Source organism: Sphingobacterium sp. UBA865 (assembly GCF_002295765.1).
Lineage (GTDB): Bacteria > Bacteroidota > Bacteroidia > Sphingobacteriales > Sphingobacteriaceae > Sphingobacterium > Sphingobacterium multivorum.
Genome location: NZ_DBGB01000020.1, coordinates 121,687 through 144,690 on the forward strand (window position 1 = coordinate 121,687; position 23,004 = coordinate 144,690).

Here is a 23,004-nt window from a genome sequence, read left to right on the forward strand (position 1 = left end):
ATTAAAGCCCCTTGGCCAAGGTAATTTTATGCTGGACTACAGCATACTGATGTATGCGTAAAGTATGGGTTCTTTCAATCACCCGTAACTCTTTCGTCGGTGTAAAACCGGCCCTTTCTAAGATTTCCCAGAGGGGGTTTTCATACGCTGCAATAATTTCATGTGCAGCGTTTATGAAAACAGGGATATGTTTATTGCCAATTTCGAGACATATCCGAGCCATATCCAAGAGGTTTTTGGGGCGTACAACAAGGCAAGGACAGGGCAATATTCGAACAGCGATGCGCAGGTCCTTTGTTTCAAACAAAATATCACCGTCGAACAAGGATTCCGTTCCTAAATTTTTAAAGCCTATTTCGCGGCCTGCAACAGTGAAGCCCCGGATAATACGTCTTTCCGTATCGAACCATTCGAGTTCCAAAAAATCAAGTTCAACGCCGTCCTGATCGGTGCCATCGGTCCAAATATTCCCCTTAATGTCTCTTGCTAACAACATAAATAACCAATTAGAATAAGAAGTACCGTTGGGCCATTGGAAGTTCCTTCAACGGTTCACAGGTTGCCAACACACCATCTACTGTCACTTCGTATGTTTCTGGATTAACGACGATATTTGGTGTAGCATGATTATGGACCATATCTTTTTTCATCACCGTACGACATCCCTCCACAGGCAGACATTTACGCGATAAATTCAATTTTTGAATATTTCCGTTCTCCAACGAAATTTTCGAAACGAAATTGAAGCATAGTTTTGAAACTGCTTTACCGTAATTTCCAAACATTGGCCTATAAATAATAGGCTGTGGTGTCGGAATCGACGCATTGGCGTCCCCCATTTTAGCACCCAAAATCATACCTCCTTTGATGATCAACTCGGGCTTTACACCAAATAATTCCGGTTTCCAAAGGATCAAATCGGCATACTTTCCTTTTTCAATCGAACCGATATATTGATCAATACCATGTGCTTTAGCAGGGTTGATTGTAAATTTAGATACATAACGTTTGACACGGAAGTTATCATTTTCTTTGCCTTTATCTTCAGCTAAAGGGCCGCGTTGGATTTTCATCTTATGGGCCGTTTGGAATGTACGGGAAATAACCTCTCCCACACGTCCCATCGCTTGGCTATCCGAACTCATAATGGAGAATACACCCATGTCTTGCAAAATATCTTCGGCAGCGATGGTCTGAGGACGGATACGTGAATCAGCAAATGCTACATCTTCTTTCACATTTTTATCCAAGTGATGGCAGACCATCAACATGTCCAAATGTTCTTCAGCAGTATTTACCGTAAAAGGTTTTGTTGGATTGGTAGATGCAGGGAGGATATTGGGATACATGGCGATCTTAATAATATCCGGAGCGTGTCCACCGCCAGCTCCTTCCGTGTGGAAAGTATGGATTACACGACCATCTATGGCGGCAACAGTATCTTCCAGGAAACCGGCTTCATTCAACGTGTCGGTATGGATTGCGACTTGTACATCGTATTTATCAGCAACTTTCAATGCCGCATCAATTGTTGCCGGAGTAGCCCCCCAATCTTCATGGATTTTGACGCCCAGTGCTCCAGCTTCAATTTGTTCTTCGATAGGTTTAGTGGTCGATACGTTACCTTTTCCGAAAAAGCCAACATTGATAGGAAGGTTTTCAAAAGCTTCAAACATACGCTCGATATACCACTTTCCTGAAGTCACTGTCGTGGCCAGTGTTCCGTCGGCTGGTCCCGCACCGCCACCAATGAACGTGGTTACTCCAGAATATAGGGCTGTTTCAATCTGTTGCGGCGAGATAAAGTGAATGTGCGTATCAATACCGCCGGCAGTTAGTATATAGCCTGCTCCCCCATGTACTTCCGTAGACGCACCGATGATCATGCCCTCGGTTACACCATCCTGTACATCTGGGTTTCCAGCTTTACCAATACCGACAATTTTACCATCCTTAATTCCGATATCACCTTTTACGATACCCCAGTGGTCGATGATAATGACATTAGTGATGCAAAAATCCAATACCCCCTCATCACGCAAGGCACGGGCAGATTGTCCCATACCGTCACGAATGGTTTTACCACCGCCAAACTTGTTCTCTTCTCCGTAAACATTGAAATCTTTTTCAATTTCAATGAAAAGCTCTGTATCTGCCAGACGAACCTTATCTCCAGTGGTGGGTCCAAAAAGAGCAGCATATTTGTCTCTTGGGATATAAAGTTCCCCATCAACATATTTTACAGATGATTTATCTAAACCTAGTTTATCTAAACCAAGCGCATGTAGACCAACAGTAGTTCCCAACGTGGTGAGTCCTACGACTTTAATCCATTCGCGTCTATTCCATCCTCCCATAGTTACTTCGATTGTCTGAATTTTAATTTTTTCATTTTATCAATGGCTTTGCTTTTCACCGATTGATCTGTATACTTACCATTTGTCAATCCATTAAAACCGTGGATTTCCTTACTTCCGCCAAATTCAACCAGAACAACTGATTTTTGTTCCCCTGGTTCAAAACGAACAGCGGTACTGGCTGGAATATTCAAGCGCATCCCAAACGCTTTCTCTCTGTCGAAGGAAAGCAACTTGTTGGCTTCAAAGAAATGATAGTGTGAACCCACCTGAATAGGTCGGTCACCTTCATTTTTCACAACGATGCTTGTGGTTCTGTGCCCAACATTAGCTTTGATTTCCTCTTTTTTTAAAATGTATTCTCCTGGAATCATATCATTCAATATTTATTAACGAATAGGATCATGGACAGTCACCAATTTAGTACCGTCCGGAAAAGTTACTTCGATCTGAACATCATGGATCATTTCGGGGACTCCTTCCATGACTTGGCTCCTTTTCAATAAAGTAGTACCATAAGACATTAAGTCCGCCACAGACCTCCCGTCCCTAGCCTCCTCCATGATCTGGGCACTGATGTAAGCGATACACTCTGGATAATTTAATTTTACCCCGCGTTTCAATCGCTTAGCCGCCAATTCGCCGGCCAAATGCAACAGCAGCTTTTCTGTTTCTCTCGGTGTTAAACGCATAAAAAAATAGTTATTTGTTAATTTGTTAAAGGAATTATTATAAAACTGGAATGGTAAAATATGCCCCAAAGGCTAAGCGGTTGTACTGACTCTTGGCCATATCCATATAGTCCTTATAGTTTACGGTGTTACCGACGTAACCTAGATAGAACCGAAGATCCTGGTTATGAAACGGCTTATGTTGCAAAGCCGCAAAATAGGTCCAGTTTTGGCGAAAATTCTTGCCGAGTTGCTTATCATCCCGCGATCCCGCAATCTCATAGCCACCTTTCAACGCCAGCTCCCATTTTTTACTCAAAAATTGATCATAGCGCAGTATGGCAGAGCTGTAGTTTACATCTTTGGCCAATACACGGTTCTCGCCAGTTCGACCATAAAATTCGTTGATCGCGGAAGATGCAATCATTGCATGATCGACAGCAAGATAAGAGTACTGTAAATCAAGATATAGCATCTGCTTTGCTGTTTTGAATTTATTCGCTAATGAAATGGCATGATTGGTATGTCCCTTTGCGAACTGAGCGATGTTGTAAGACCATTTCGTATTAAAACGTTTGTCCATAAATGCACCCACCCATGTGAAATAGGCTCCCATAGGCACAGTAGAGCGTTCCAAATCACCTACAGCAAAACCATTTTTTGTATGAAGCTCCATAAAACTATCATTGGTTGTGTTGTAAACTTGGGCATGCAACGAATGATTCGGGTTGACTTCATAGGATAACATTCCTCCGACGACGAAGAGATTCAATATACGGTCTACATAGTCTGTGAACTTATATTCGTAAATTGGGTTATTTTCGAACTCATAACTCCCGACCATTGCACTTTGTTTACCGGCCGTAACAGACCATTTGAGATCCTTGCCAAACTTGTACTTAATATAAGCCATATCCAAGGCACGCGATCCATTATCCTGACTCGTTGGAGCAAATGACCTATTGAGGCGAAAACGTACTTTATAGGATAATCGATCATTGTATTCCCCGCTCATCAGAATACGGGCGTCATCAAGGTTTGCTTTTGCTTGAGAAGCACCCTCGCCATTGTCCGTTTGCAGACCTGCTCTTAACAGGACATCCAATTGAAATGATTTTGCTCTCGCGGGTTCTTTCAGTAGCAAGCTGCTTCTCTGTGCCTGAACAGAGTCCGTTTGGACCTGCTCCTGCGCATGCAATGATGCTACGCCAATCCCAAGTGTTGTAAAAAGTAAACGTGTTTTTTTCATCCTTATAGTGTATTCCTCTAGGGTAAAGAAGCCATCCCGCAGTTTCAAAACAGAATTCGATTCAAAACAACAAGATAGATCCATGCTTTATACTTATCTCCGGTACAAGTATATCACAGCCACCTAAAAATGGAATAAGGATGAGATTAAAATGAAATTAGAAAGGAGTTTTTGGGATTGTAACAACGACCAAAGTGCCTTGACCTTCCGCTGAATGGAGGAGCAATTCAGCACCATGGAGGTCAAAGATATTTTTGGCTAAAACAAGCCCCAAACCATTGCCATAGATATCACCGACATTAGAAGCACGGTAAAAAGAGGTAAAAATATGTGGCTGGTCTTTTTTAGGAATACCGATCCCTTGATCAAACACTTTTATCGTAATATTTTTGCTATCGCTACTTATTGCTACGCCAACCTGCAGTCCATTGCCGTACTTAAATGCATTTGAAATAATATTGCTAAAGGCAATAAAAAACAGATCCGGATTCGCCAAAACCGTAAGTTCATCACTATCTTCCGGGATTTCCGTTAGATCAAAAGAAAGCTTGAGGTCCTTATGAATACTTTTTTCCGCTTTATAAATTTCATAGAGTAACTCGTCAATTCGAATAATTTCTTTATTGTCCACTTCCCCCTTGAAACCCATGCGAGATAGCTGCAAAAGATTATTGATAATCAACTCCATTTTATCCGCATATTTTGCGATAGTCTCCAGGGAATAATAGGCTTCATGCTCTTTCGACAAGAGCTGTTGCGCCAATTCGGCTTCTCCCCCAATAATTGTAAGTGGGGTTTTTAGCGAATGTGAGGCATTTCCGATAAAACTCTGTTGCGATTGAACCGAAATATCCAATCGGTTAAGCATTGAATTTAAGTTCGCAATCAAAACACCCAATTCATCTTTGCTATTACTGAATTTACTGAACAGGCGATGGTCTAAATGGGCGATATCAACTTTATCTAAATCATTGTTGATATCTTTAATAGGTTTCAATAATCGGTCAGCAAAGTAAAAAGACATGAGTACGATTAAAAAAATCGCCAAAATCCCACCTGTGATCAGTGTCCGATCCAATTGACACTGTTCCTCATGACCGTAATCATCGATCCCTTCCGATACAACAATCAAATTCTCGTGGTGAAGATGATCTTGAAAGAATACCGCTACAAAAGCAGTCTTACCATGCATGTATCTTCCCTTTCCATGGCGAATTACGTCGGTATAGAATGTTTCGGGCATGGGCAACTCAGGCCGCATTTGAACACGATCACTTCCTTTAACAACACGAATAAGATGGTCTGTTCCCTCAGATAACTGTTTCAGGTATTTACGTTTTACCTGAATATAGAGCGCTCTATTTTCATCCTTCTGATGGACGATGTGATCTCCAACAATCACGGCATTCTCTTCTAGCCGATGAAAAAATTTAGTTTGCAGACTGTCGTACGTGAAATAAGACACATAAATGGCAAAAACAACAAGCAGCAGGGTACTGATGATCGAAAATAGAAGAACTATTTTGGTCCTAATTTTCATGACGGATTACATAGCCCATACTAATCACTGTATGGATAAGTTTACGCGAAAATTGTTTATCGATCTTTTTCCGAAGGTAATTCACATATACGTCAACAACATTGGTACTTAAGTCAACATCCATACCCCATACTTCCTCCAGGATATCGATCCGGCTCAATACCTTATTTCGATTGAGCATTAAAAATTCAAGTAGACGAAATTCAGTAGCGGTAAGAATAATAGGAGAATTGGCACGTTGAACCGATTTGCTGTCTCTATCCAATTGAAGATCGTCAAATACCAATATATTTTTCTGCTCGGTCACTGTTTTGGATTTGCGGCTGTAGCGGCTGATTCGAGCCTTTAATTCCTCTAAACGGAAGGGCTTCGTCAAGTAATCATCCGCATCCCTGTCAAATGCCTCGACGATGTCCTCCGTTTGATTTAATGCCGTCAAGATAATAATAGGGACTTCGTTGTTTGACATCCGAATGTTTTTACAGACATCCAAACCATTCATACCAGGCAACATTACATCCAACAGGATGAGGTCATAATGATTCAATCCCGCCATTTTTAGACCAGTATAACCGTCCATAGCAATACTAATATGATAGCCTTCTTCTTTTAAGCCTCTTTCGATCAATGATATGACAGATGGTTCGTCCTCAATTAGTAATAGTTCCACAGGTATCTCTTTTAAACAGTAAAAAATTCGAGGTTTGTAAAATACAAAATTAACATGTCACCTTTTCTCAAAAAGCTACATTCTTAAATTATTTTCGCTTTTTCTTGACGATTATATGATAATAACACATAAAATAAGTATAAAAACACATACACCCTCAAGATCCCTTAACCACCGCCATGACATCAATTTACTTCAAGTGGTATAGCGATATACCGCAACTCAAAACCTCTACTTAAAAGAATCAGACTATTCTTAACACTTGAAACTTAGCACAGACCAAAAACCGGATTTAAGCATTCGAATACAATAATATCTATTTTTGAAAGAATTTCCACAAATAACGAAAGATTATTTCAAAAATCAATTGAATTTCAATATTTTTGTAGCTCAAAATCACACAATGAAACAATTTATCCTTTGTTTACAGCTGGCATTTTTACTCCTTATAGGACAAGGACATGCTCAGGAGAAACTATATAAAATTTCATACCAATTTGCTGATCCTGAAACGGGAACAGATACGGCATCTTCAGAATTCATCAAAATATTGGCTGGAAATAAGGAAGCGTTAATGCAGGCCTTCATCGCGAAAGACCAGATGCGAATTGAAAGTCTATTATTCGGAAAATCGATACAGATCAGCAATATCCGCGAAGGCAGTTCTTTTCTACTGGATGAAATAAATAAAACCTATACCGCAACAGAACTGGCTACGGGCAAACTCATTGAGACTTCCGCAAACGAAGGCGATAATTATGCCTATTCAGGGGATTTTGAGATCAGCTTAATTCCTAATCAAAAGAAAATAATTGCAGGAATTACCTGCGAAAAAGCAACATTCAATCTAACAGGTAGTCAAGATCCACAAACGGAAATTACCGTTTGGTATGCACCCAAATTACCAAAGTTATACTGGGGCACTTACGATTATCTCGAAAAAGTACCTGGGGCAGCGCTCTATATCGGATCGGCGGGTTTAGGAATTCAGGCCACTAAAGTCGAGGAGATAACATTCGACCAATCGCTCTTTGAAGTCCCAGCAGATTACGAAGAAGGTGAAGCTACAGATGAAGCTGTAGATTCCACGTTAAACGACCATCTATCTTGGTATCAAGATTCCAGCACATCATATTTTGGTGTACAGGACAGCTTAGGAAACAAATTAACACCAGCAAAATATACGGCAATATATAGCTATGTAGGAGACTATGCCATCGTAAACGATGCAGCGCAAATGTTTGGCTTGATAGATCTCCATGGCAAAGAAGTTATTCCATGTCAATATGAATCGCTCAGTTTAGAAACCGAAGGCGGTCCTGTGGTTTATATGAGCGATCTTAAGTATGGACTTCTGGATACAAACGGTAAAATATTGCTGAAGGCGAAGTATGACTTTATTTCAGTACCTAGCCCAGCATATGGACTTTTTACGGAAGGAGAATACACGGGTATTATTGATCAAAAAGGCACCGTTTTACTTCCTGCCAAATATGAGACCATTTCAGATTATCGCGATAATCTCGCGTTAATTATAGTAAACCAATCCTACCAGCTTATTAATAAAACGGGGCACAATCAACTTAAGACGAACTATGAATTTCTGTCTTTTGCAGGAGAGAAACTTCTTTTGGCCTTTAAAGACGACAAGTACGGATACATTGATTACACAGGAAAAGTCGTGGTCCCAATTAAATTTCAGAATGCCCAAGATTTTGAAAACGGGCTAGCGCTTGTAACAGAGGATCTAGGGAATTTTTACTATATTGACACAAAAGGGAAGTTTATCAAGAAATATGAAGAGTAATCCACAGACATTCCACTTGTCGACATTGCATCGTGGAAAATACATGTTAATCTTGCTGGTTTCAATCTTTTTGATCGGAATGGTCATGTCTAAAGTTCCCATACAAGAAATTCTCAAGATTATTGTTGCTCTTTTAATGATCCCTTTAGCACTGTATTTGGCCATAAAGTGTTCGACTTTATCATCGACTTGGGTCTTGGACGAAAATACACTGCAGATAAGCAATGCTAAAAAAACAATCGTTTTCCCTCTGAATAATATTTCTCATATCAGGAATCTTAAACGTTCTGGCGGAAACCTGATCATTATCAACCAAAACAAAGGACCGGCTTTTCGTACTTGGCGCAACAAATTATTTCAAAAAGAAGATGATCTTCCTCTGCTAACCGAAGCCCTAAAGACCGCAGACATCGAATATTACGACCTATAAATTCTTTCTTCCTTCGGTAACATTTGTTACAGGCTTTTGCAAAGGCAGTATGTACCTTTGTAACATCACTTAAGAACATTGTTATGCTATTGGAATACATTAAACAACCGTGGCCCTGGTATATTTCAGGACCTTTAATTGCGCTGGTCATGTACCTGCTGCTCAAACAGGGGAAGGATTTTGGCATGTCCAATAACCTACGTACCATGTGTACTGTATTAGGTGCCGGAAAAACTTCCTCTTTTTTCAGATTCGATTGGAAGACCCAATCATGGAATTTATTGGTGGTACTCGGGACAGCCATTGGCGGTTTTATTGCACATCATTTTCTGAGCGATGGCACTGCAAGCCAGATTAATCCCAAAAGTGTTGCCGATCTAAAAGAGCTGGGTATTATCGACCAACTACAAGGCTACCTTCCTGAATCCATATTCGTTTTCGACGGATCTTTGTTTCAGTTTCTAATTTTAAGTATTGGCGGTGTATTGATTGGATTTGGAACACGCTATGCTGGTGGATGTTCATCAGGCCATGCTATTTCTGGACTTAGCAATTTTCAGCTTCCTTCTTTGATTGCCGTTATAGGTTTCTTCCTAGGCGGGATCATCATGGTTCATTTTTTATTCCCACTAATTTTCGCATAAATGAAAGCACTAAAATTTATTTTCATCGGTATATTGTTTGGAATCATCTTATACAAATCGGAGGCCGCGTCATGGTATAGAATCTACGAAATGTTTCAATTTCGTTCCTTTCATATGTATGGCATCATCGGTACAGCACTGACCACAGCAATTATAATCGTACAGATCATCAAGAGAAAGCGAATCAAAGATAGTAACGGGATGCAAATAGCATTCTATGACAAAGACAAAAGTATTACACGATACCTGGTCGGAGGAACAATCTTTGGCTTGGGATGGGCATTGACAGGTGCGTGTCCGGGCCCCATGTTTGCCCTAATCGGTGCCGGTTATTGGACTATTGGAATCGTCCTTCTTTTTGCTTTGTTAGGTACTTGGCTTTATGGGCTGTTGCGCAATAAGTTGCCGCATTAAGTTGAACAGACTTTGTTATGAAACTACCTCATATATCCGAAATCTGAGGCCTGTACCTGGAGTTTAAATTTTAGAAAGAGAACATGGAATTAATATTTATAGCTGGTTTTATATTAGCTGTTCTGGTCGGGCTATCAATGGGCTTGATGGGTAGCGGCGGAAGTATTCTAACATTGCCCGTCTTTGTTTATATTTTTCATATAGAACCTCAATATGCATTGGACTATTCGCTGTTTTCTATAGGAATATTAGCCTTGGTCGGATCAATTTCTCCGTTGAAAAAAAGAGAAATTGATCTGAAAACTACGGCCATTTTTCTCTTTCCATCGCTAATTTCTGTCTTTCTGACCAAGCGTTATCTGCTTGTAGCCATACCAGAGTCATTTCACCTGGGCGAAATAGCGGTTTCCAGAAACCATATCATCATGTTACTTTTCTCGATGGTGATTCTGATTTCTGCAACAGCAATGGTGCGAAAACGTAAACAGGTTCAGCACGATCAATTCAGAAGCGGAATTGGTCAGATTTTCAACGTTGTCCTCGTCGGATTGCTCGTCGGTATCATGACTGGCTTGGTGGGCGCGGGAGGAGGCTTTATCATTGTACCTGCCCTCGTTTTGCTCTTAGGAATCCCACTTAAACAGGCCATTGCCACTTCGTTGTTTATCATCGGTTTAAACGCTTCATTCGGTTTGATCGCGAATTATCAGTTCCTGGAACATATGAATTGGTTTATATTGGTTACCTTTACGTTAATCACTTTAATAGGCCTCCAAATTGGTTCCAAATGGAAAGACAAATTAGATGCAGCAAAATTGAAAGGTATTTTTGGGTACTTTTTAATTAGTATTGGCATCCTAATCTTTGCTTTCGAATTCATTCAATTTGTAAATCATTAAAATCACACGCTATGTTTTTTCAACACATTTTTGAGTCATCTTTAGCACATTCAAGTTATATCATTGGTTGTCAAGCCAAGGGTGTCGCTATTGTCATTGACCCTAAAAGAGATGTAGACAGCTATCTTGAGATTGCACAAAAGAATAATCTGACCATAACGCATATTGCGGAAACACATATCCATGCCGACTACCTTTCAGGTACGCTAGAGTTAGCCGCATTGACAGACGCCCAACCTTATCTATCCGATGAAGGTGGAGAAGATTGGCACTATGAATTCCCACATATTGGATTAAAACATGGCGATCAATTTCACGTTGGAAATCTGATTTTCCAGGTTATCCATACACCCGGACATACGCCCGAGAGTATCAGTTTTGTATTGATTGATACGCCTGCAACCATGGAGCCGGTCATGCTATTTACAGGTGATTTTGTGTTTGTTGGCGATATCGGACGCCCAGATCTGTTGGAAAATGCAGCGGGAATGGTCGGAACCAAGGAAATTGGGGCCCACCAAATGTACCGATCGTTACAACATTTCCTGACGCTACCTGATCATATTCAGGTATGGCCCGCGCATGGGGCCGGATCCGCTTGTGGAAAGGCGCTGGGTGCAGTTCCGAGTTCAACGGTTGGTTATGAAAAAATACGCAACTGGGCACTTCAATACCAAAACAACGAAACAGCCTTCGTGGAAGAACTATTATCAGGACAGCCCGAACCGCCACGCTATTTTGCCACGATGAAAAAACTCAACAAAATAGCGCGGCCATTGCAAACGGCAGTTCCTCAGTATAACAAGTTATCAAACGAAACTTTTCTGGATTTATACCACCAAGGAACAACCGTCATTGATACACGCTACAAGTTTGACTTTGCCAAAGGGTATCTCCCCAATAGCATCAATATTCAGAACAACAAAACATTTAATACCTGGGCTGGCTGGATCCTTAATTACACAGATCCGTTTATACTCATTGTAGCGGAAAGTCAATTGGACGACATTGCCCGCAAGCTTATGCGCATTGGATTGGATCAAGTCGCTGGATATATTACGCCAGATACGATCCCTCATTTGGGAATTGAATTGGAGCACCAGCAACTCATCGGTTTCGAAGAGATGAATAGTGTATTGGGCAGATCCGATATCCAAATACTTGATGTACGCAATTCTAGTGAGTTTGCAGAGGGGCATTTACCCCATGCGACTCATATCTTTGTCGGTACAATTGCAGACAATCTCCACAAAATTGACCAAAACAAACAGCCGTACCTGCACTGTCAGTCTGGAGACCGCGCAACAATAGCAGCATCCATATTAGCAAAAAACAGTATTAAGGACGTCAAAATTTACAGTCCTTCCATCAATGAATGGAAATCAAAGGGCGGAACTTTGGTACAATAACCTTAAAAAAAAGATCCCAGAATAAACATTCCTGGGATCTTTTTTTAGAGAACCAAACGATACCATCGAATTTGAGCTGCCAATGCATGATAAGGAGCAACTCAACTCGGCAGTATATTTCGTTTATAGACTATTTCTATTGATCCGCAAGAATTCGATAACCTCATCCTTCTTCTCTTCCATCTTGCCTTTCTTTTCGGTAAATTGATGATTATAGATGGTCAGATACTGATGGTCGTCCGTTTCAGATTCATATAATTCGGCCGTAGCAAAAGAGAAATGCTCTTCTTCATCTGAAAGATGATCATACACATAGGCAAAATCATGATTCCCCAAGGAGCTTACTACGGCATCTTTATCCGCCACGAATTTCAACCTTCCGGGCAATGTCCGCTTATTCATCCATACTTCGTCTTTTTCAGAAAAAGGATAAATAGTAATACCGCGGAAAGCCATAATAAGCGGCGTAATCAGAATAATACCCATCTCAATCGCCCAAACGGCCCACAACATACCACCCGAAACCGGGCTCTTTTTCAAGGTAAAGGTACCGACTTCGTTTAAACCTTGCATCGCTTCCCAAATAAATGAAGGGTGTAAGAAAAAGGCTTTGAACCCTTCCAGATTGAAAGATGATTTTACCCAGGTATCTCCGCCCATGGTTCCCTCCGCATTGTACATCAGCGAAACGAAAAGAGCCCATTGCGCATAAAAGGCTAAAAGCGCGACTAGCAAAGTAATCAATAGTGCAATGCCCTTATTTCTTAATTTCCATTTTTTGAAACAGAAATTCAGCACATAGAATATTCCAGCACCAAATCCCAATGTAATAAATACATTAAAATAAATAATAGGGATAAACCACTGCAAAGCGATGTAAACAATTGCCAATACAACAGCACTGATTGTTCCTAGCACAAGAGATCCGATAAATGCCAAAGCAGGAGCCTTTCCCGAGGGCTTATAATATAGATTTTCCATAAAAACAGTAAAATTGATTTTTAACTTAACAGTTAAATTCCCTAACCAAAACCAAGCCAATTCCTAAAGAACAGTCAACTTTCGTCAAGATTTGATGACATTAACTTCGTTACATTCGTTTAAGTGCCATTTATTGAGACAATTTTGTAAGTTTGGGGCATGAAAATCAAAATAATATCCTTTTTTACACTTGCATGTGTATTGAATATTTGGGGGGCAGTAGCGAAGGCCCAAAGAAAAGGATTCTGGCAACAGAAAGTTGACTACCATATGGATGTCAACGTGGATGAAAAAGCATATCAGTACGATGGAAAAATGACCTTGAAGTACAGCAATAATTCAGGGCAATCACTTAAAAAAGTATATTTCCATTTATATTTCAATGCTTTTCAACCAGGATCGATGATGGATTACCGCTTAAAAAACATCAGTGATCCAGACAAGCGCATGGTGACCAACCTTGGCACAAAAGAAAAGCCGGTATATCAAAGCCGCATTGGAGAGCTTAAGACCAATCAAATTGGTTATCAAAAAATCAAAAGCTTAACAATGAATGGGGCTAACGCATCATTTAAAATTGACGGAACGATCTTGGAGGTCGCTTTACCAACTCCTATCCAAGATGGCGAAACAGCACGTTTTGATATGGAGTGGACCGCACAAGTTCCGGAACAAATCAGAAGAACTGGCCGGAATTCTGCCGAAGGTGTAGCATTATCTATGGCGCAATGGTATCCGAAGATGGCCCAATTCGATGAATTCGGCTGGCATTTGGATGAATATACAGGTCGTGAATTTATTGCTCCTTTTGGCAATTTTGACGTCACCATACACCTCAATAAAAATTATGTTGTTGGTGCCTCAGGTGTTCTTCAAAACCCATCAGAGGTCAAAGGTTATCAACAGAAAGCGAAAGTAAAAGCCATCGACAATAAAGCGACCTGGCACTATAGAGCCCAAAATATCCATGATTTTGTCTGGGCCGCAGACCCCAAATTTGTTGTGGATTCCGCTTCAAGTAAAAATGGTATAAAAGTATATACCGTATTCTTGCCAACTGACAAAGAAGTTATTTCAAATTGGAAAACGGCAATAGGCCTTTCTACCGAATTCTTTGACTTCTGTAGTGCGAAGTTTGGTAAATATCCATGGCCAACTTATACCATCATTCAGGGTGGCGATGGTGGTATGGAGTATGGCACAGCTACTCTGATCACAGGCGGCCGCAATCTAAAAAGTCTTGTTGGTGTCATATTCCATGAATCGGCACACTCCTGGTACCAACAATTGTTTGGGATCAATGAAACCGTAGATGAATGGTTTGATGAAGGTTTCACCTCCTATGTCGAAGAGTTGGCCATGCAACATATCTTTGAAAAAAGAGGTGCTATTGCCTCTAACCCACAAATTGCCGCCTACCGTGGCTACTATAAATTGGCTCTTTCAGGTAAAGAAGAACCGATGAGCTTACTGGCAGATTATTATAACACCAACTACGGCTACAGCAACGAAGCATACAACAAAGGTGCCGTGCTTGCAGAACAGTTGGGTTATATTATTGGTCAGGAAAATTTGGAAAAAACCTTCCTGAAATTTTATGACATCTGGAAATTTAAACATCCGACACCAAATGATTTTAAACGCGTTGCTGAAGAGGTTTCCGGTATAAACTTAAAATGGTATTTCAATCTGTTTATCCATACAACACGTCAAATTGATTACGCCATCGAAAAAGTAACAGACACCGACATTTTATTGGCTAATAAGTCAAATTTTGCCATGCCACTGGATGTTCTGGTAGAATACACAGATGGAAGTAAAGAACTATTTTATATTCCTTTGCGTGAAATGCGGGGAGAAAAACCGGAAGAACATTTTGACATATACAAAGGTGTTAAAAGGACCGTGCTTGAAGATTGGTTTTGGACCAAACCCGACTATACTATCCATGTGTCGAAAACACCAAAAGCGGTAACTATTGATCCTTCACTACGCTTAGCGGATGTAGAATCGGCAAACAACAGTTTTAGCAAATAACTCGTAGATTCCCATTATCTGAACAGATCGGGGTAAAAAAAGCTTCCAAACCACTTCACATATACCTGGTTTGGAAGCTTTTTTTGCTAATCACCTCACCTGAATCAAGTACTCTTAAGAGGAATAACCATATTCCATGTGCGTTCAAATTGATAGGGCGCCGAACCATCTCCCGTAGCAGCAAACAAATGCGTAGGTTTCCCATTTTCAAATAATAAAAACGGTCGTTCAAAATTCGCCTGATGACTCGTTGTGCCATCATCCCATTGAATTGTTTTAGAATAAGCTTTTACAGACTTTGAAAGATGCCAATCTATACCATCTTTGGAATAAGCGTGTATCCCGCCCCCCTCTTCACCGCAGATCTTTCCGTAACGGTCCTTCATAATAAGTTCAAACTGCTGACCATTATGCCACACAAATGGATCTTCTACATCATTTTCATGGTTTTGGTCCGTATGGAATGAAAAAATGGGTTTTTCCGACAAACGGCGATAAGGTCCGAGAAAAGAATCTGCTTGTGCAGCTCCCAATAGAAGTGGCGGATTATAATTTAGTGGGGAAGATTTATACACTAAATAAACCTTTCCGTTCGGTAAGACAACTGGCGAAGGGTTTGATGTAATGGAGGCATCCCATTCTCCTTTCCGCGGATTCAGAATCGGTTGATCAACTCGTTTCCATGGCCCTGCAATTGATCTGGAATAGGCCATCCCAATACGTTTATGCATCCAGGCTTTCTGGCCTAGGCCCGACTCCCATACATTTTCTGTAAAAGCAGGAGTTGGCTCATCATAATTATTGCCAAAGTAATAAAGTACATAATAGTCACCGCTTTTTACAATGCGCGGATTGTGTGTTGTACAACCATCAAAATATTGCTTCCCCCGAGCGGGCAAAACAACTTCAACAAATTCGTATGGCCCTTCAGGGGTATCTGAAATAGCCCTGACGACTTCTGAGTTTGTGACCCAATTACCAAAACCATATTGTTTGCTCCAACGCGAAGCAAACATATGATATCGTCCATCCTCTCCTTTTATAACCGAAGGATCCCAAATCCAATAATCTTTCATCGCAAATCCGCCGCCTTTTGGTGCCGGTAACAACCGATCGATAAAAGAGTCCTGATTATTAAAAGAGTCTTTAGGAATAGCCCCAAACGCATATCCATGGTTTGAAAACAGGAAGAGGCCGGAAAAACCGGCAACGTTTTTTAGAAAGTCTCGACGGGAGGTTTTCATACATTTTACTTTTATTAGAAGAAAATAATTCGTTTTCTAATCTATTTGATCGGCTCCCATGAAATAATTTACACGAGGCTGATACCCACAATTTTTTAGAAAGAAACTCTTGAATTCACTTTCCTTCATCAGACATGAGGTGTTATATTGGTACTTCTACAAAAATATCGACAACAAGATAACGAATAACCAGCTCGTTGTCAACCTTCTTGTGGATGATTCTTCCATCCTATTGCACTTTCTTTTTAAATCCTTTAATGAACTGCGGAAAAGTCCAACAGCTATCTTACCCGGAATTTATTCGGCTAGTGGCTACCGGAAATAGTTAAACCTATAAATTCCTCTTGCATCTAGGCATAAGTCTAGAAAAGATTTCAGGTATGCATACTCGAAAGAAGAAAAAATAAGGAGCGATTTGGTCAGGTCTTGGTATATTTGTCCCCATGATTTATGTCCATATTCCCTTCTGTAAACAGGCTTGTCATTATTGTGACTTCCATTTTAGCACTTCACTACAATACAAAAGTGAGATGATCAATGCCATACGACGGGAAATTGAACTCAGGGCATCCTATTTGGAAGACAAAAAGGTCGAATCGATCTATTTTGGTGGCGGTACCCCTTCCTTACTGGAAGCGGATGAGATCGCCCAGATCATCGATACGATAGGGAAGCATTTTGACATCGCAAATCATGCTGAAATTACACTGGAAGCTAATCCCGACGATTTAAATGCCGCCAAAGTAAACAGTCTACGGAATACAGTAATCAATCGATTCAGCATAGGCATACAGTCTTTCTTTGAAGAGGATCTTAAATGGATGAACAGAGCACATAATCAACAAGAAGCACTGGCTTCAATTATGCGGGTGCAAGATGCGGGCTTTGAAAATATTACCTGTGATCTTATTTATGGCTATCCGTTACTGACTGACGAGAAATGGCGCCACAATATGCAACAGCTGATTGACTTTGAAATTCCCCATATTTCTTCGTATTCCATGACTGTAGAAAATAAGACAGCATTGGATCACTTCATTAAAAAAGGCTTAAGTCCAGCAATTGATTCGGATCAGGCCGCAGATCAGATGAGTCTCCTTATCCATACATTGAAAGCTGCGGGATATGAACAATATGAAATTTCCAATTTTGCAAAAAATGGCCTTTATGCGCGTCACAATACAAATTATTGGAAAGGTAAACATTATCTTGGTATAGGCCCTTCGGCACATTCGTTCAATGGAATTTCCAGAGCCTGGAATGTTTCCAACAACGCGAAATATATGACCGCAATCAATTCAAACCAACTTCCCCTGCAAATTGAGGAGCTTTCAACATTGGACCAAATCAACGAAAGTATCATGACTTCGCTGAGAACCATGTGGGGGCTCGATTTGATTGCGCTGGAAAGTAAATTCGGGCAATCTATCAAAAACCGCGTATTAAAGGATGCAGAGCCATTTCTGGAAGAGGGCAATCTTGTTTTGGAAGAAAGTAAATTACGTTTAACGGATGCAGGTAAATTAATGGCCGATCATATCATGTCCGACCTATTTGTTATAGAAGATTAATAAATAAAATAGATAAAAATTACAAAAACAATAATAACAACCGTGTTTATGTTTTAAATATTACGAAAATAAAAATATAGGTTATTTTTTTTGGCTCTTTGTGCTATGTTTGCAACATAATCTATTATAACATTATTATGTCACACAAGCCATCTTTTGACTTAGAGATCAAAAGTTACAGAGAGCAACAAAACGCTGCCGTAAGCTTAATTCAAATTGTCAGTAACCTGTGGTATAACCGCGCTATTGAACTTGTATTTTTTCGAAATCAACTCATTGATGTAAAATCGAGTTCAATTCTTAATCTGGTCAAGGAAAGCGTCCTCCTTACCGAAGAGCCATTCGATATTTTTGACACTCTTCAGGTGGCACAGGAATTGGAAAAGCTCACCCTATCTCCTGCACGTATCGATATCGGAAAACTTACCTTACAGGTCAAGAAACAGGCAATTGACAACAACGACCTGCCGAGTTTTATAACAAATGAATTAAAGGACATCAATCAACAAGCGGAATTAAAACCACGCGATGTTGTTCTTTATGGATTTGGCCGTATCGGCCGTTTACTCGCCCGAGAGCTTATGCATAAAGCCGGTGCCGGACAGCAGCTTCGCCTTCGTGCCATTGTAACCCGGGACGCCAATGACAGCAAGTCCATATTGAAAAGAGCGACACTATTAAAAACAGATTCCATACATGGTGCATTCGAGGGCGACATACAGGCCGACATTCCTAATCAGGCACTTATTATCAATGGTATCACTGTCAACCTTATCTCAGCCAAACAGCCAGAAGATATCGATTATACCGAGTATGGAATACAGCATGCTTTGGTCGTCGACAATACGGGCGCTTTTCGAGATGAGCAAGAACTAAGTCGTCACCTGCAATCCAAGGGTGTCGCCCAAGTTTTATTAACAGCACCGGGGAAAGGTGTTCCAAATATCGTATATGCAGTCAATGAAAATAATATTGACTTGCAAAAGCATGCGATCTTTTCCGCTGCTTCCTGTACGACGAATGCAATATCCCCTATTTTGGCGGTGCTTGAAAATAAAATAGGCATTGAAAAAGGACATATCGAAACCATACATTCCTATACCAACGACCAGAATCTTGTCGACAATATGCACAAAAAGTCCAGACGGGGTCGTGCTGCGGCGCTCAATATGGTGATCACAGAAACTGGAGCGGGCGCTGCTGTTTCAAAAGTATTGCCATCGCTAAAGGGCAAACTGACCTCCAATGCCATTCGCGTTCCCGTGCCAAACGGATCATTGGCAATTTTAAATCTCGAAATTAAAGCCAAAACTACGGTCGACGAAATCAATGCACTTTTAAAAGAGGCATCTCTGCAGGGTGACCTGGTCGAACAGATTAAATTTTCTAAAGATCATGAACTCGTTTCTTCGGATATTATTGGTTCCACTGCCACCGCAATCGTGGATGCTCCAGCGACGATCGTTTCGGGAGATGGCAGGAATGTTATTTTATATGTCTGGTACGACAATGAATACGGATATTCCCATCAGGTGATGCGCTTATCGCGTCACATTACCGGTGTAAGAAGATATACCTATTATTAGGAGGCAGTCAAGCATCAAGAATAAGAAACCACGCGTAACCTGCAGAATATAGGCGGCGGCAGTACAGCTACCGCTTATATTTTCACGGAATTGCTTTTGAGGTATTTCATTATAATTGCTGTTGCTCCGGCCTTCTGCAGCACATACGCACGGGCCAGTTTTCCCGCCTCTTGACGGACAGCCTGATCTTGTAGAACAGCAAAGACTTTCTTTAGTTCTTTAGCACTACCAATGGCGAAACCGGATCCATTTTGCACGAGCTCTTTCGCCTCCTGAAACTTCTTGAAATTTGGACCAAATAGCACCGGTATGCCATACGTTGCAGCCTCGAGTGTGTTATGTATCCCTACGCCAAAACCACCACCAATATAAGCCAGTTGGCCATAGCCATACAAAGACGAAAGCATACCAATGTTATCGATAACCAGCACCTTTGAATCGGCAACTAATGCGGCATCGTAGCTAGCCATCTCCGAAAAGCGGAGCGCCTTCGGCCAAAGGTTAAAAATGCTCGCCAAATGTGATTCATTGATTTCATGTGGCGCCAAGATCAGCTTATAGTCTGAATAACCCTGAAGCAATTCCTGTAGAGCCTGTTCATCTTCCGGCCAGGTACTTCCTGCGACAAGCGTCGGACTTTCACCAACAAATTGGCTGATCTCGGAAATCATTTTTCTATTTTTAGGAATGTCTACCACGCGGTCAAAACGTGTATCTCCGGCTAACCCAGCATTCCGTATCCCATATTCTTTCAAAAGACGTACACTTTCTTCATTTTGCACAAAGAAGTAAGTCACAAAACTTAAAATTTTCAGAAAAAAAGTACCATAAGCCTGAAAAAAGATCTGATCGGGTCTAAATATTGCTGAGATCAGAAACAAGGGAATGCCCCGTTTATGTAGGCCTTCAAAAAAATAATACCAATATTCATATTTCGTGAACACAGCGAAACTTGGATTGATCAGGTCGAGAAAAAGCCGTGCATGCTGAGCAGTATCATAGGGGAGATAAAAAACATAATCGGCCAAAGCGGTGTTTTTTCTGATTTCGTAGCCAGAGGGAGAGTAAAATGTTACAATTATTTTATGATCCAAATAATTATTTTTCACCGCTTCCAGGACAGGTCTTCCCTGCTCAAATTCGCCCAATGATGCAAAGTGAAACCAAATATGTTTTTGGGAAGAATCAACCGTTTGTTTCATCCTCGAATACCAGTCTTTTCGCCCCTCTACCATAAGCTTGGCTTTGGCGTGAAAAGGAGCCAAAATACGCAGTAAGAGTCCATAAAGAAAGATTCCAATTGAATAAAGCAAACGCATGTTTTTAAAATAATGTTTATCTTAGTCAAAGATATTAAACCCATTTCATTAAACGGAACCATTGAGTGGAAAATAAACATCGCAAACGGATTTTGATAACAGGAGCAGCTGGCTTCCTCGGTTCTCACCTTTGCGATCGCTTTATTGCGGAAGATTACGATGTCATTGGAATGGACAACCTGATTACCGGAGATCTACAGAATATAGCACATCTATTTAAGTTGGAAAATTTCGACTTCTATCATCACGATGTATCGAAATTTGTCCACGTTCCCGGACACTTGGATTATATCTTGCATTTCGCTTCGCCAGCCAGTCCCGTTGATTATCTTAAAATTCCGATACAAACATTGAAAGTCGGATCTTTGGGAACACATAATCTCTTGGGCCTTGCACGCGCCAAACAAGCACGCATATTAGTCGCCTCCACCTCTGAGGTTTATGGCGATCCACTTGTTTCGCCACAATCCGAGGACTACTGGGGCAATGTAAATCCCGTTGGACCTCGCGGTGTATACGATGAAGCGAAGCGTTTCCAGGAGGCAATAACAATGGCCTATCATAATGCACATGGTCTGGATACCCGTATTGTCAGGATATTTAACACCTTTGGTTCTAGAATGCGCCTCAATGATGGCCGCGCTATTCCTACCTTTATCGCACAAGCGATTCGGGGGGAAGACATTACGATTTTTGGGGATGGTTCGCAAACACGATCATTCTGTTATATTGACGATCAGATCGAAGGCATTTTTCGCTTGTTGCATTCAACTTGTGCAACACCTATAAATATTGGTAATCCGGACGAAATCAGCCTACTGCAATTGGCCCATGAAATTGTTGAATTGACAGACAGCTCGAGTAAAATCGTCTACGAACCATTGCCGGTTGATGATCCAAAACAACGGAAACCTGATATTGACCTGGCGAAATCTAAATTAGCCTGGGAACCTCAAATAGATCGAAAAACAGGATTGAAAAAAACCATAGCATTTTACAAAAAGATCCCTTTGAATACCTTATCACATAAAGACTTTACTTACTATAATCAACAATAATGAACAAAAAAATACTAGTCACAGGAGGAACAGGTTATATCGGTTCGCACACAGTAGTCGAACTACATCAAGCAGGATATGTGCCTGTCATCGTGGATGATCTATCCAATTCAAACATCAAAATTTTGGATCAGGTTGAGAAGATCATCGGCGTTAGACCTGAATTTCACCAGTTTGACCTTTGCGATACAGACCGCGTGAATGAATTTGTAAAAAACAATACCGATATCTCGGGCATTATCCATTTTGCGGCCTCTAAAGCTGTAGGTGAATCTGTACAGAAGCCCTTAAAATATTACCACAACAATTTTTTCTCGTTAATCAACTTATTAGAAGCATATCAAAATAAGCCGATTAATTTTGTCTTTTCTTCAAGCTGTACCGTATATGGTGAACCAGACTATTTACCTGTCGACGAAAGTGCTCCCGTGAAGAAGGCCACCTCTCCTTATGGTAACACAAAACAAATTGCGGAAGAAATTTTACAGGAGACTGCCGCTGCATATGATAACTACAACATTATCGCACTCCGTTATTTCAACCCAGTAGGTGCACATGAGTCGGCTTTGATCGGTGAATTACCAAACGGTGTTCCTCAGAATCTGCTTCCATTTATCACACAAACTGCCATTGGAAAAAGAGAAAAATTAACGGTATTTGGCTCTGATTACGACACACCGGATGGATCTTGTATCCGCGACTACATCCATGTTGTTGACTTAGCAAAAGCTCACGTTGCAGCAATCAGATTGTTGGAACAAGGCAACCCCAACGGAAAATACGATGTCTTTAATGTGGGAACAGGAAACGGGTATTCTGTCCTTGAAGCGATCAAAGCTTTTGAGAAAGCTTCTGGACAAAAACTGAATTACGAATTTGGTCCACGTCGTGATGGAGATATTATCAAGGTTTATGGCGACGTTACTAAATCAGCTAATCAGTTGCATTGGAAAGCAGCACTTGGTATTGATGAAATGATGGCTTCTGCCTGGGCATGGGAAAAAAATCTAAAAGAAAATCCCTTAGATTAAACAGTAGCCTATTGTGCGGCAACAAAGCATAATACTTAGCTTAACGTTATATGACCGTCTTAAAAACTAAGACGGTCATATTTTTGG

Annotated in this window: 22 protein-coding genes; 12 read left to right on the forward strand and 10 right to left on the reverse strand. The window is 40.7% G+C overall.

Features of this window, described 5'->3' with window-relative positions; translation table 11 throughout:
* Position 1: 1 nt before the first annotated feature.
* The 7 genes from B2O97_RS11355 to B2O97_RS11385 form a co-directional block, all read right to left on the reverse strand.
* Complete coding sequence (locus tag B2O97_RS11355) at positions 2 to 496, reverse strand: urease accessory protein UreE (protein ID WP_112373965.1); 495 nt, start codon at positions 494 to 496, stop codon at positions 2 to 4.
* 10 nt (positions 497 to 506) lie between these two features.
* The gene (gene ureC, locus B2O97_RS11360; RefSeq protein ID WP_046674791.1) at positions 507 to 2,357 is read right to left on the reverse strand and encodes an urease subunit alpha; all 1,851 of its coding nucleotides are present in this window, start codon (positions 2,355 to 2,357) and stop codon (positions 507 to 509) included.
* Positions 2,358 to 2,359: 2 nt separating this feature from the next.
* The gene (gene ureB, locus B2O97_RS11365; protein WP_070561656.1) at positions 2,360 to 2,731 is read right to left on the reverse strand and encodes an urease subunit beta; all 372 of its coding nucleotides are present in this window, start codon (positions 2,729 to 2,731) and stop codon (positions 2,360 to 2,362) included.
* A gap of 15 nt (positions 2,732 to 2,746) precedes the next feature.
* Positions 2,747 to 3,049 carry an urease subunit gamma gene (gene ureA / locus B2O97_RS11370; RefSeq protein WP_046674789.1) on the reverse strand — a complete coding sequence of 101 codons (303 nt, stop codon included), beginning with the start codon at positions 3,047 to 3,049 and terminating at the stop codon, positions 2,747 to 2,749.
* A gap of 37 nt (positions 3,050 to 3,086) precedes the next feature.
* Positions 3,087 to 4,277: a porin gene (locus B2O97_RS11375; protein WP_070561658.1), complete on the reverse strand. Its 1,191-nt coding sequence runs from the start codon at positions 4,275 to 4,277 to the stop codon at positions 3,087 to 3,089.
* 157 nt (positions 4,278 to 4,434) lie between these two features.
* On the reverse strand, positions 4,435 to 5,817 hold the full coding sequence (locus tag B2O97_RS11380) for a sensor histidine kinase (protein ID WP_070561660.1): 1,383 nt from the start codon (positions 5,815 to 5,817) through the stop codon (positions 4,435 to 4,437).
* Positions 5,807 to 6,487, reverse strand: a complete 681-nt coding sequence (locus B2O97_RS11385) for a response regulator transcription factor (protein WP_070561662.1) — start codon at positions 6,485 to 6,487, stop codon at positions 5,807 to 5,809. The genes B2O97_RS11380 and B2O97_RS11385 overlap by 11 nt, the downstream gene beginning before the upstream one ends.
* Before the next feature lie 403 nt (positions 6,488 to 6,890).
* Between B2O97_RS11385 and B2O97_RS11390 the strand changes: the two genes are divergently transcribed.
* The 6 genes from B2O97_RS11390 to B2O97_RS11415 all read left to right on the forward strand — a co-directional run bounded on the left by B2O97_RS11390 (position 6,891) and on the right by B2O97_RS11415 (position 12,090).
* On the forward strand, positions 6,891 to 8,294 hold the full coding sequence (locus B2O97_RS11390; protein ID WP_146753010.1) for a WG repeat-containing protein: 1,404 nt from the start codon (positions 6,891 to 6,893) through the stop codon (positions 8,292 to 8,294).
* The gene (locus B2O97_RS11395; RefSeq protein ID WP_053003767.1) at positions 8,284 to 8,724 is read left to right on the forward strand and encodes a hypothetical protein; all 441 of its coding nucleotides are present in this window, start codon (positions 8,284 to 8,286) and stop codon (positions 8,722 to 8,724) included. The genes B2O97_RS11390 and B2O97_RS11395 overlap by 11 nt, the downstream gene beginning before the upstream one ends.
* Positions 8,725 to 8,807: 83 nt before the next feature.
* Positions 8,808 to 9,368: a YeeE/YedE family protein gene (locus B2O97_RS11400; protein WP_197084072.1), complete on the forward strand. Its 561-nt coding sequence runs from the start codon at positions 8,808 to 8,810 to the stop codon at positions 9,366 to 9,368.
* The gene (locus B2O97_RS11405; protein ID WP_070561666.1) at positions 9,369 to 9,782 is read left to right on the forward strand and encodes a DUF6691 family protein; all 414 of its coding nucleotides are present in this window, start codon (positions 9,369 to 9,371) and stop codon (positions 9,780 to 9,782) included.
* An 83-nt stretch (positions 9,783 to 9,865) separates the two neighbouring features.
* Complete coding sequence (locus B2O97_RS11410) at positions 9,866 to 10,681, forward strand: sulfite exporter TauE/SafE family protein (RefSeq protein WP_112373967.1); 816 nt, start codon at positions 9,866 to 9,868, stop codon at positions 10,679 to 10,681.
* Positions 10,682 to 10,692: 11 nt separating this feature from the next.
* The gene (locus B2O97_RS11415) at positions 10,693 to 12,090 is read left to right on the forward strand and encodes an MBL fold metallo-hydrolase (protein ID WP_112373968.1); all 1,398 of its coding nucleotides are present in this window, start codon (positions 10,693 to 10,695) and stop codon (positions 12,088 to 12,090) included.
* 123 nt (positions 12,091 to 12,213) lie between these two features.
* Here B2O97_RS11415 and B2O97_RS11420 read toward each other — a convergent pair whose 3' ends face one another.
* Positions 12,214 to 13,071, reverse strand: a complete 858-nt coding sequence (locus B2O97_RS11420) for a hypothetical protein (protein ID WP_112373969.1) — start codon at positions 13,069 to 13,071, stop codon at positions 12,214 to 12,216.
* Between the two features lie 159 nt (positions 13,072 to 13,230).
* On the opposite strand from B2O97_RS11420, the gene B2O97_RS11425 reads away from it, so the two are divergent.
* A complete protein-coding gene (locus B2O97_RS11425; RefSeq protein ID WP_112373970.1) occupies positions 13,231 to 15,108 on the forward strand; it encodes a M1 family metallopeptidase in 1,878 nt (625 codons plus the stop codon).
* 104 nt (positions 15,109 to 15,212) lie between these two features.
* Here B2O97_RS11425 and B2O97_RS11430 read toward each other — a convergent pair whose 3' ends face one another.
* On the reverse strand, positions 15,213 to 16,352 hold the full coding sequence (locus B2O97_RS11430; protein WP_204990924.1) for a glycoside hydrolase family protein: 1,140 nt from the start codon (positions 16,350 to 16,352) through the stop codon (positions 15,213 to 15,215).
* 109 nt (positions 16,353 to 16,461) lie between these two features.
* Between B2O97_RS11430 and B2O97_RS11435 the strand changes: the two genes are divergently transcribed.
* The 3 genes from B2O97_RS11435 (at position 16,462) to B2O97_RS11445 (ending at position 19,509) form a co-directional block, all read left to right on the forward strand.
* Complete coding sequence (locus tag B2O97_RS11435; RefSeq protein ID WP_112373971.1) at positions 16,462 to 16,677, forward strand: hypothetical protein; 216 nt, start codon at positions 16,462 to 16,464, stop codon at positions 16,675 to 16,677.
* 118 nt (positions 16,678 to 16,795) lie between these two features.
* Positions 16,796 to 17,923 carry a radical SAM family heme chaperone HemW gene (gene hemW, locus B2O97_RS11440; protein ID WP_083295784.1) on the forward strand — a complete coding sequence of 376 codons (1,128 nt, stop codon included), beginning with the start codon at positions 16,796 to 16,798 and terminating at the stop codon, positions 17,921 to 17,923.
* Between the two features lie 137 nt (positions 17,924 to 18,060).
* Positions 18,061 to 19,509 (forward strand): glyceraldehyde-3-phosphate dehydrogenase, encoded by a 1,449-nt coding sequence (locus B2O97_RS11445; RefSeq protein ID WP_286767405.1) that lies wholly within the window; start codon positions 18,061 to 18,063, stop codon positions 19,507 to 19,509.
* 74 nt (positions 19,510 to 19,583) lie between these two features.
* Here the strand turns inward: B2O97_RS11445 and B2O97_RS11450 are convergent, their stop codons facing one another.
* Complete coding sequence (locus tag B2O97_RS11450) at positions 19,584 to 20,828, reverse strand: 3-deoxy-D-manno-octulosonic acid transferase (RefSeq protein WP_112373973.1); 1,245 nt, start codon at positions 20,826 to 20,828, stop codon at positions 19,584 to 19,586.
* A gap of 65 nt (positions 20,829 to 20,893) precedes the next feature.
* Between B2O97_RS11450 and B2O97_RS11455 the strand changes: the two genes are divergently transcribed.
* Positions 20,894 to 21,886, forward strand: coding sequence for a UDP-glucuronic acid decarboxylase family protein (locus B2O97_RS11455; protein WP_286767406.1), 993 nt, complete (start codon positions 20,894 to 20,896; stop codon positions 21,884 to 21,886).
* Positions 21,886 to 22,917, forward strand: coding sequence for a UDP-glucose 4-epimerase GalE (galE, locus tag B2O97_RS11460; protein WP_046674775.1), 1,032 nt, complete (start codon positions 21,886 to 21,888; stop codon positions 22,915 to 22,917). The genes B2O97_RS11455 and galE overlap by 1 nt, the downstream gene beginning before the upstream one ends.
* Positions 22,918 to 23,004 lie beyond the last annotated feature (87 nt).

What these genes read in the sequence shown, in the direction of transcription:
- B2O97_RS11355 (WP_112373965.1), bottom strand. Translation starts at nt 496, where the DNA reads ATGTTGTTAGCAAGAGACATTAAGGGGAATATTTGGACCGATGGCACC.
- ureC (WP_046674791.1), bottom strand. Translation starts at nt 2,357, where the DNA reads ATGGGAGGATGGAATAGACGCGAATGGATTAAAGTCGTAGGACTCACC.
- ureB (WP_070561656.1), bottom strand. Translation starts at nt 2,731, where the DNA reads ATGATTCCAGGAGAATACATTTTAAAAAAAGAGGAAATCAAAGCTAAT.
- ureA (WP_046674789.1), bottom strand. Translation starts at nt 3,049, where the DNA reads ATGCGTTTAACACCGAGAGAAACAGAAAAGCTGCTGTTGCATTTGGCC.
- B2O97_RS11375 (WP_070561658.1), bottom strand. Translation starts at nt 4,277, where the DNA reads ATGAAAAAAACACGTTTACTTTTTACAACACTTGGGATTGGCGTAGCA.
- B2O97_RS11380 (WP_070561660.1), bottom strand. Translation starts at nt 5,817, where the DNA reads ATGAAAATTAGGACCAAAATAGTTCTTCTATTTTCGATCATCAGTACC.
- B2O97_RS11390 (WP_146753010.1), top strand. Translation starts at nt 6,891, where the DNA reads ATGAAACAATTTATCCTTTGTTTACAGCTGGCATTTTTACTCCTTATA.
- B2O97_RS11395 (WP_053003767.1), top strand. Translation starts at nt 8,284, where the DNA reads ATGAAGAGTAATCCACAGACATTCCACTTGTCGACATTGCATCGTGGA.
- B2O97_RS11400 (WP_197084072.1), top strand. Translation starts at nt 8,808, where the DNA reads ATGCTATTGGAATACATTAAACAACCGTGGCCCTGGTATATTTCAGGA.
- B2O97_RS11405 (WP_070561666.1), top strand. Translation starts at nt 9,369, where the DNA reads ATGAAAGCACTAAAATTTATTTTCATCGGTATATTGTTTGGAATCATC.
- B2O97_RS11410 (WP_112373967.1), top strand. Translation starts at nt 9,866, where the DNA reads ATGGAATTAATATTTATAGCTGGTTTTATATTAGCTGTTCTGGTCGGG.
- B2O97_RS11415 (WP_112373968.1), top strand. Translation starts at nt 10,693, where the DNA reads ATGTTTTTTCAACACATTTTTGAGTCATCTTTAGCACATTCAAGTTAT.
- B2O97_RS11420 (WP_112373969.1), bottom strand. Translation starts at nt 13,071, where the DNA reads ATGGAAAATCTATATTATAAGCCCTCGGGAAAGGCTCCTGCTTTGGCA.
- B2O97_RS11425 (WP_112373970.1), top strand. Translation starts at nt 13,231, where the DNA reads ATGAAAATCAAAATAATATCCTTTTTTACACTTGCATGTGTATTGAAT.
- B2O97_RS11430 (WP_204990924.1), bottom strand. Translation starts at nt 16,352, where the DNA reads ATGAAAACCTCCCGTCGAGACTTTCTAAAAAACGTTGCCGGTTTTTCC.
- hemW (WP_083295784.1), top strand. Translation starts at nt 16,796, where the DNA reads ATGATTTATGTCCATATTCCCTTCTGTAAACAGGCTTGTCATTATTGT.
- B2O97_RS11445 (WP_286767405.1), top strand. Translation starts at nt 18,061, where the DNA reads ATGTCACACAAGCCATCTTTTGACTTAGAGATCAAAAGTTACAGAGAG.
- B2O97_RS11450 (WP_112373973.1), bottom strand. Translation starts at nt 20,828, where the DNA reads ATGCGTTTGCTTTATTCAATTGGAATCTTTCTTTATGGACTCTTACTG.
- galE (WP_046674775.1), top strand. Translation starts at nt 21,886, where the DNA reads ATGAACAAAAAAATACTAGTCACAGGAGGAACAGGTTATATCGGTTCG.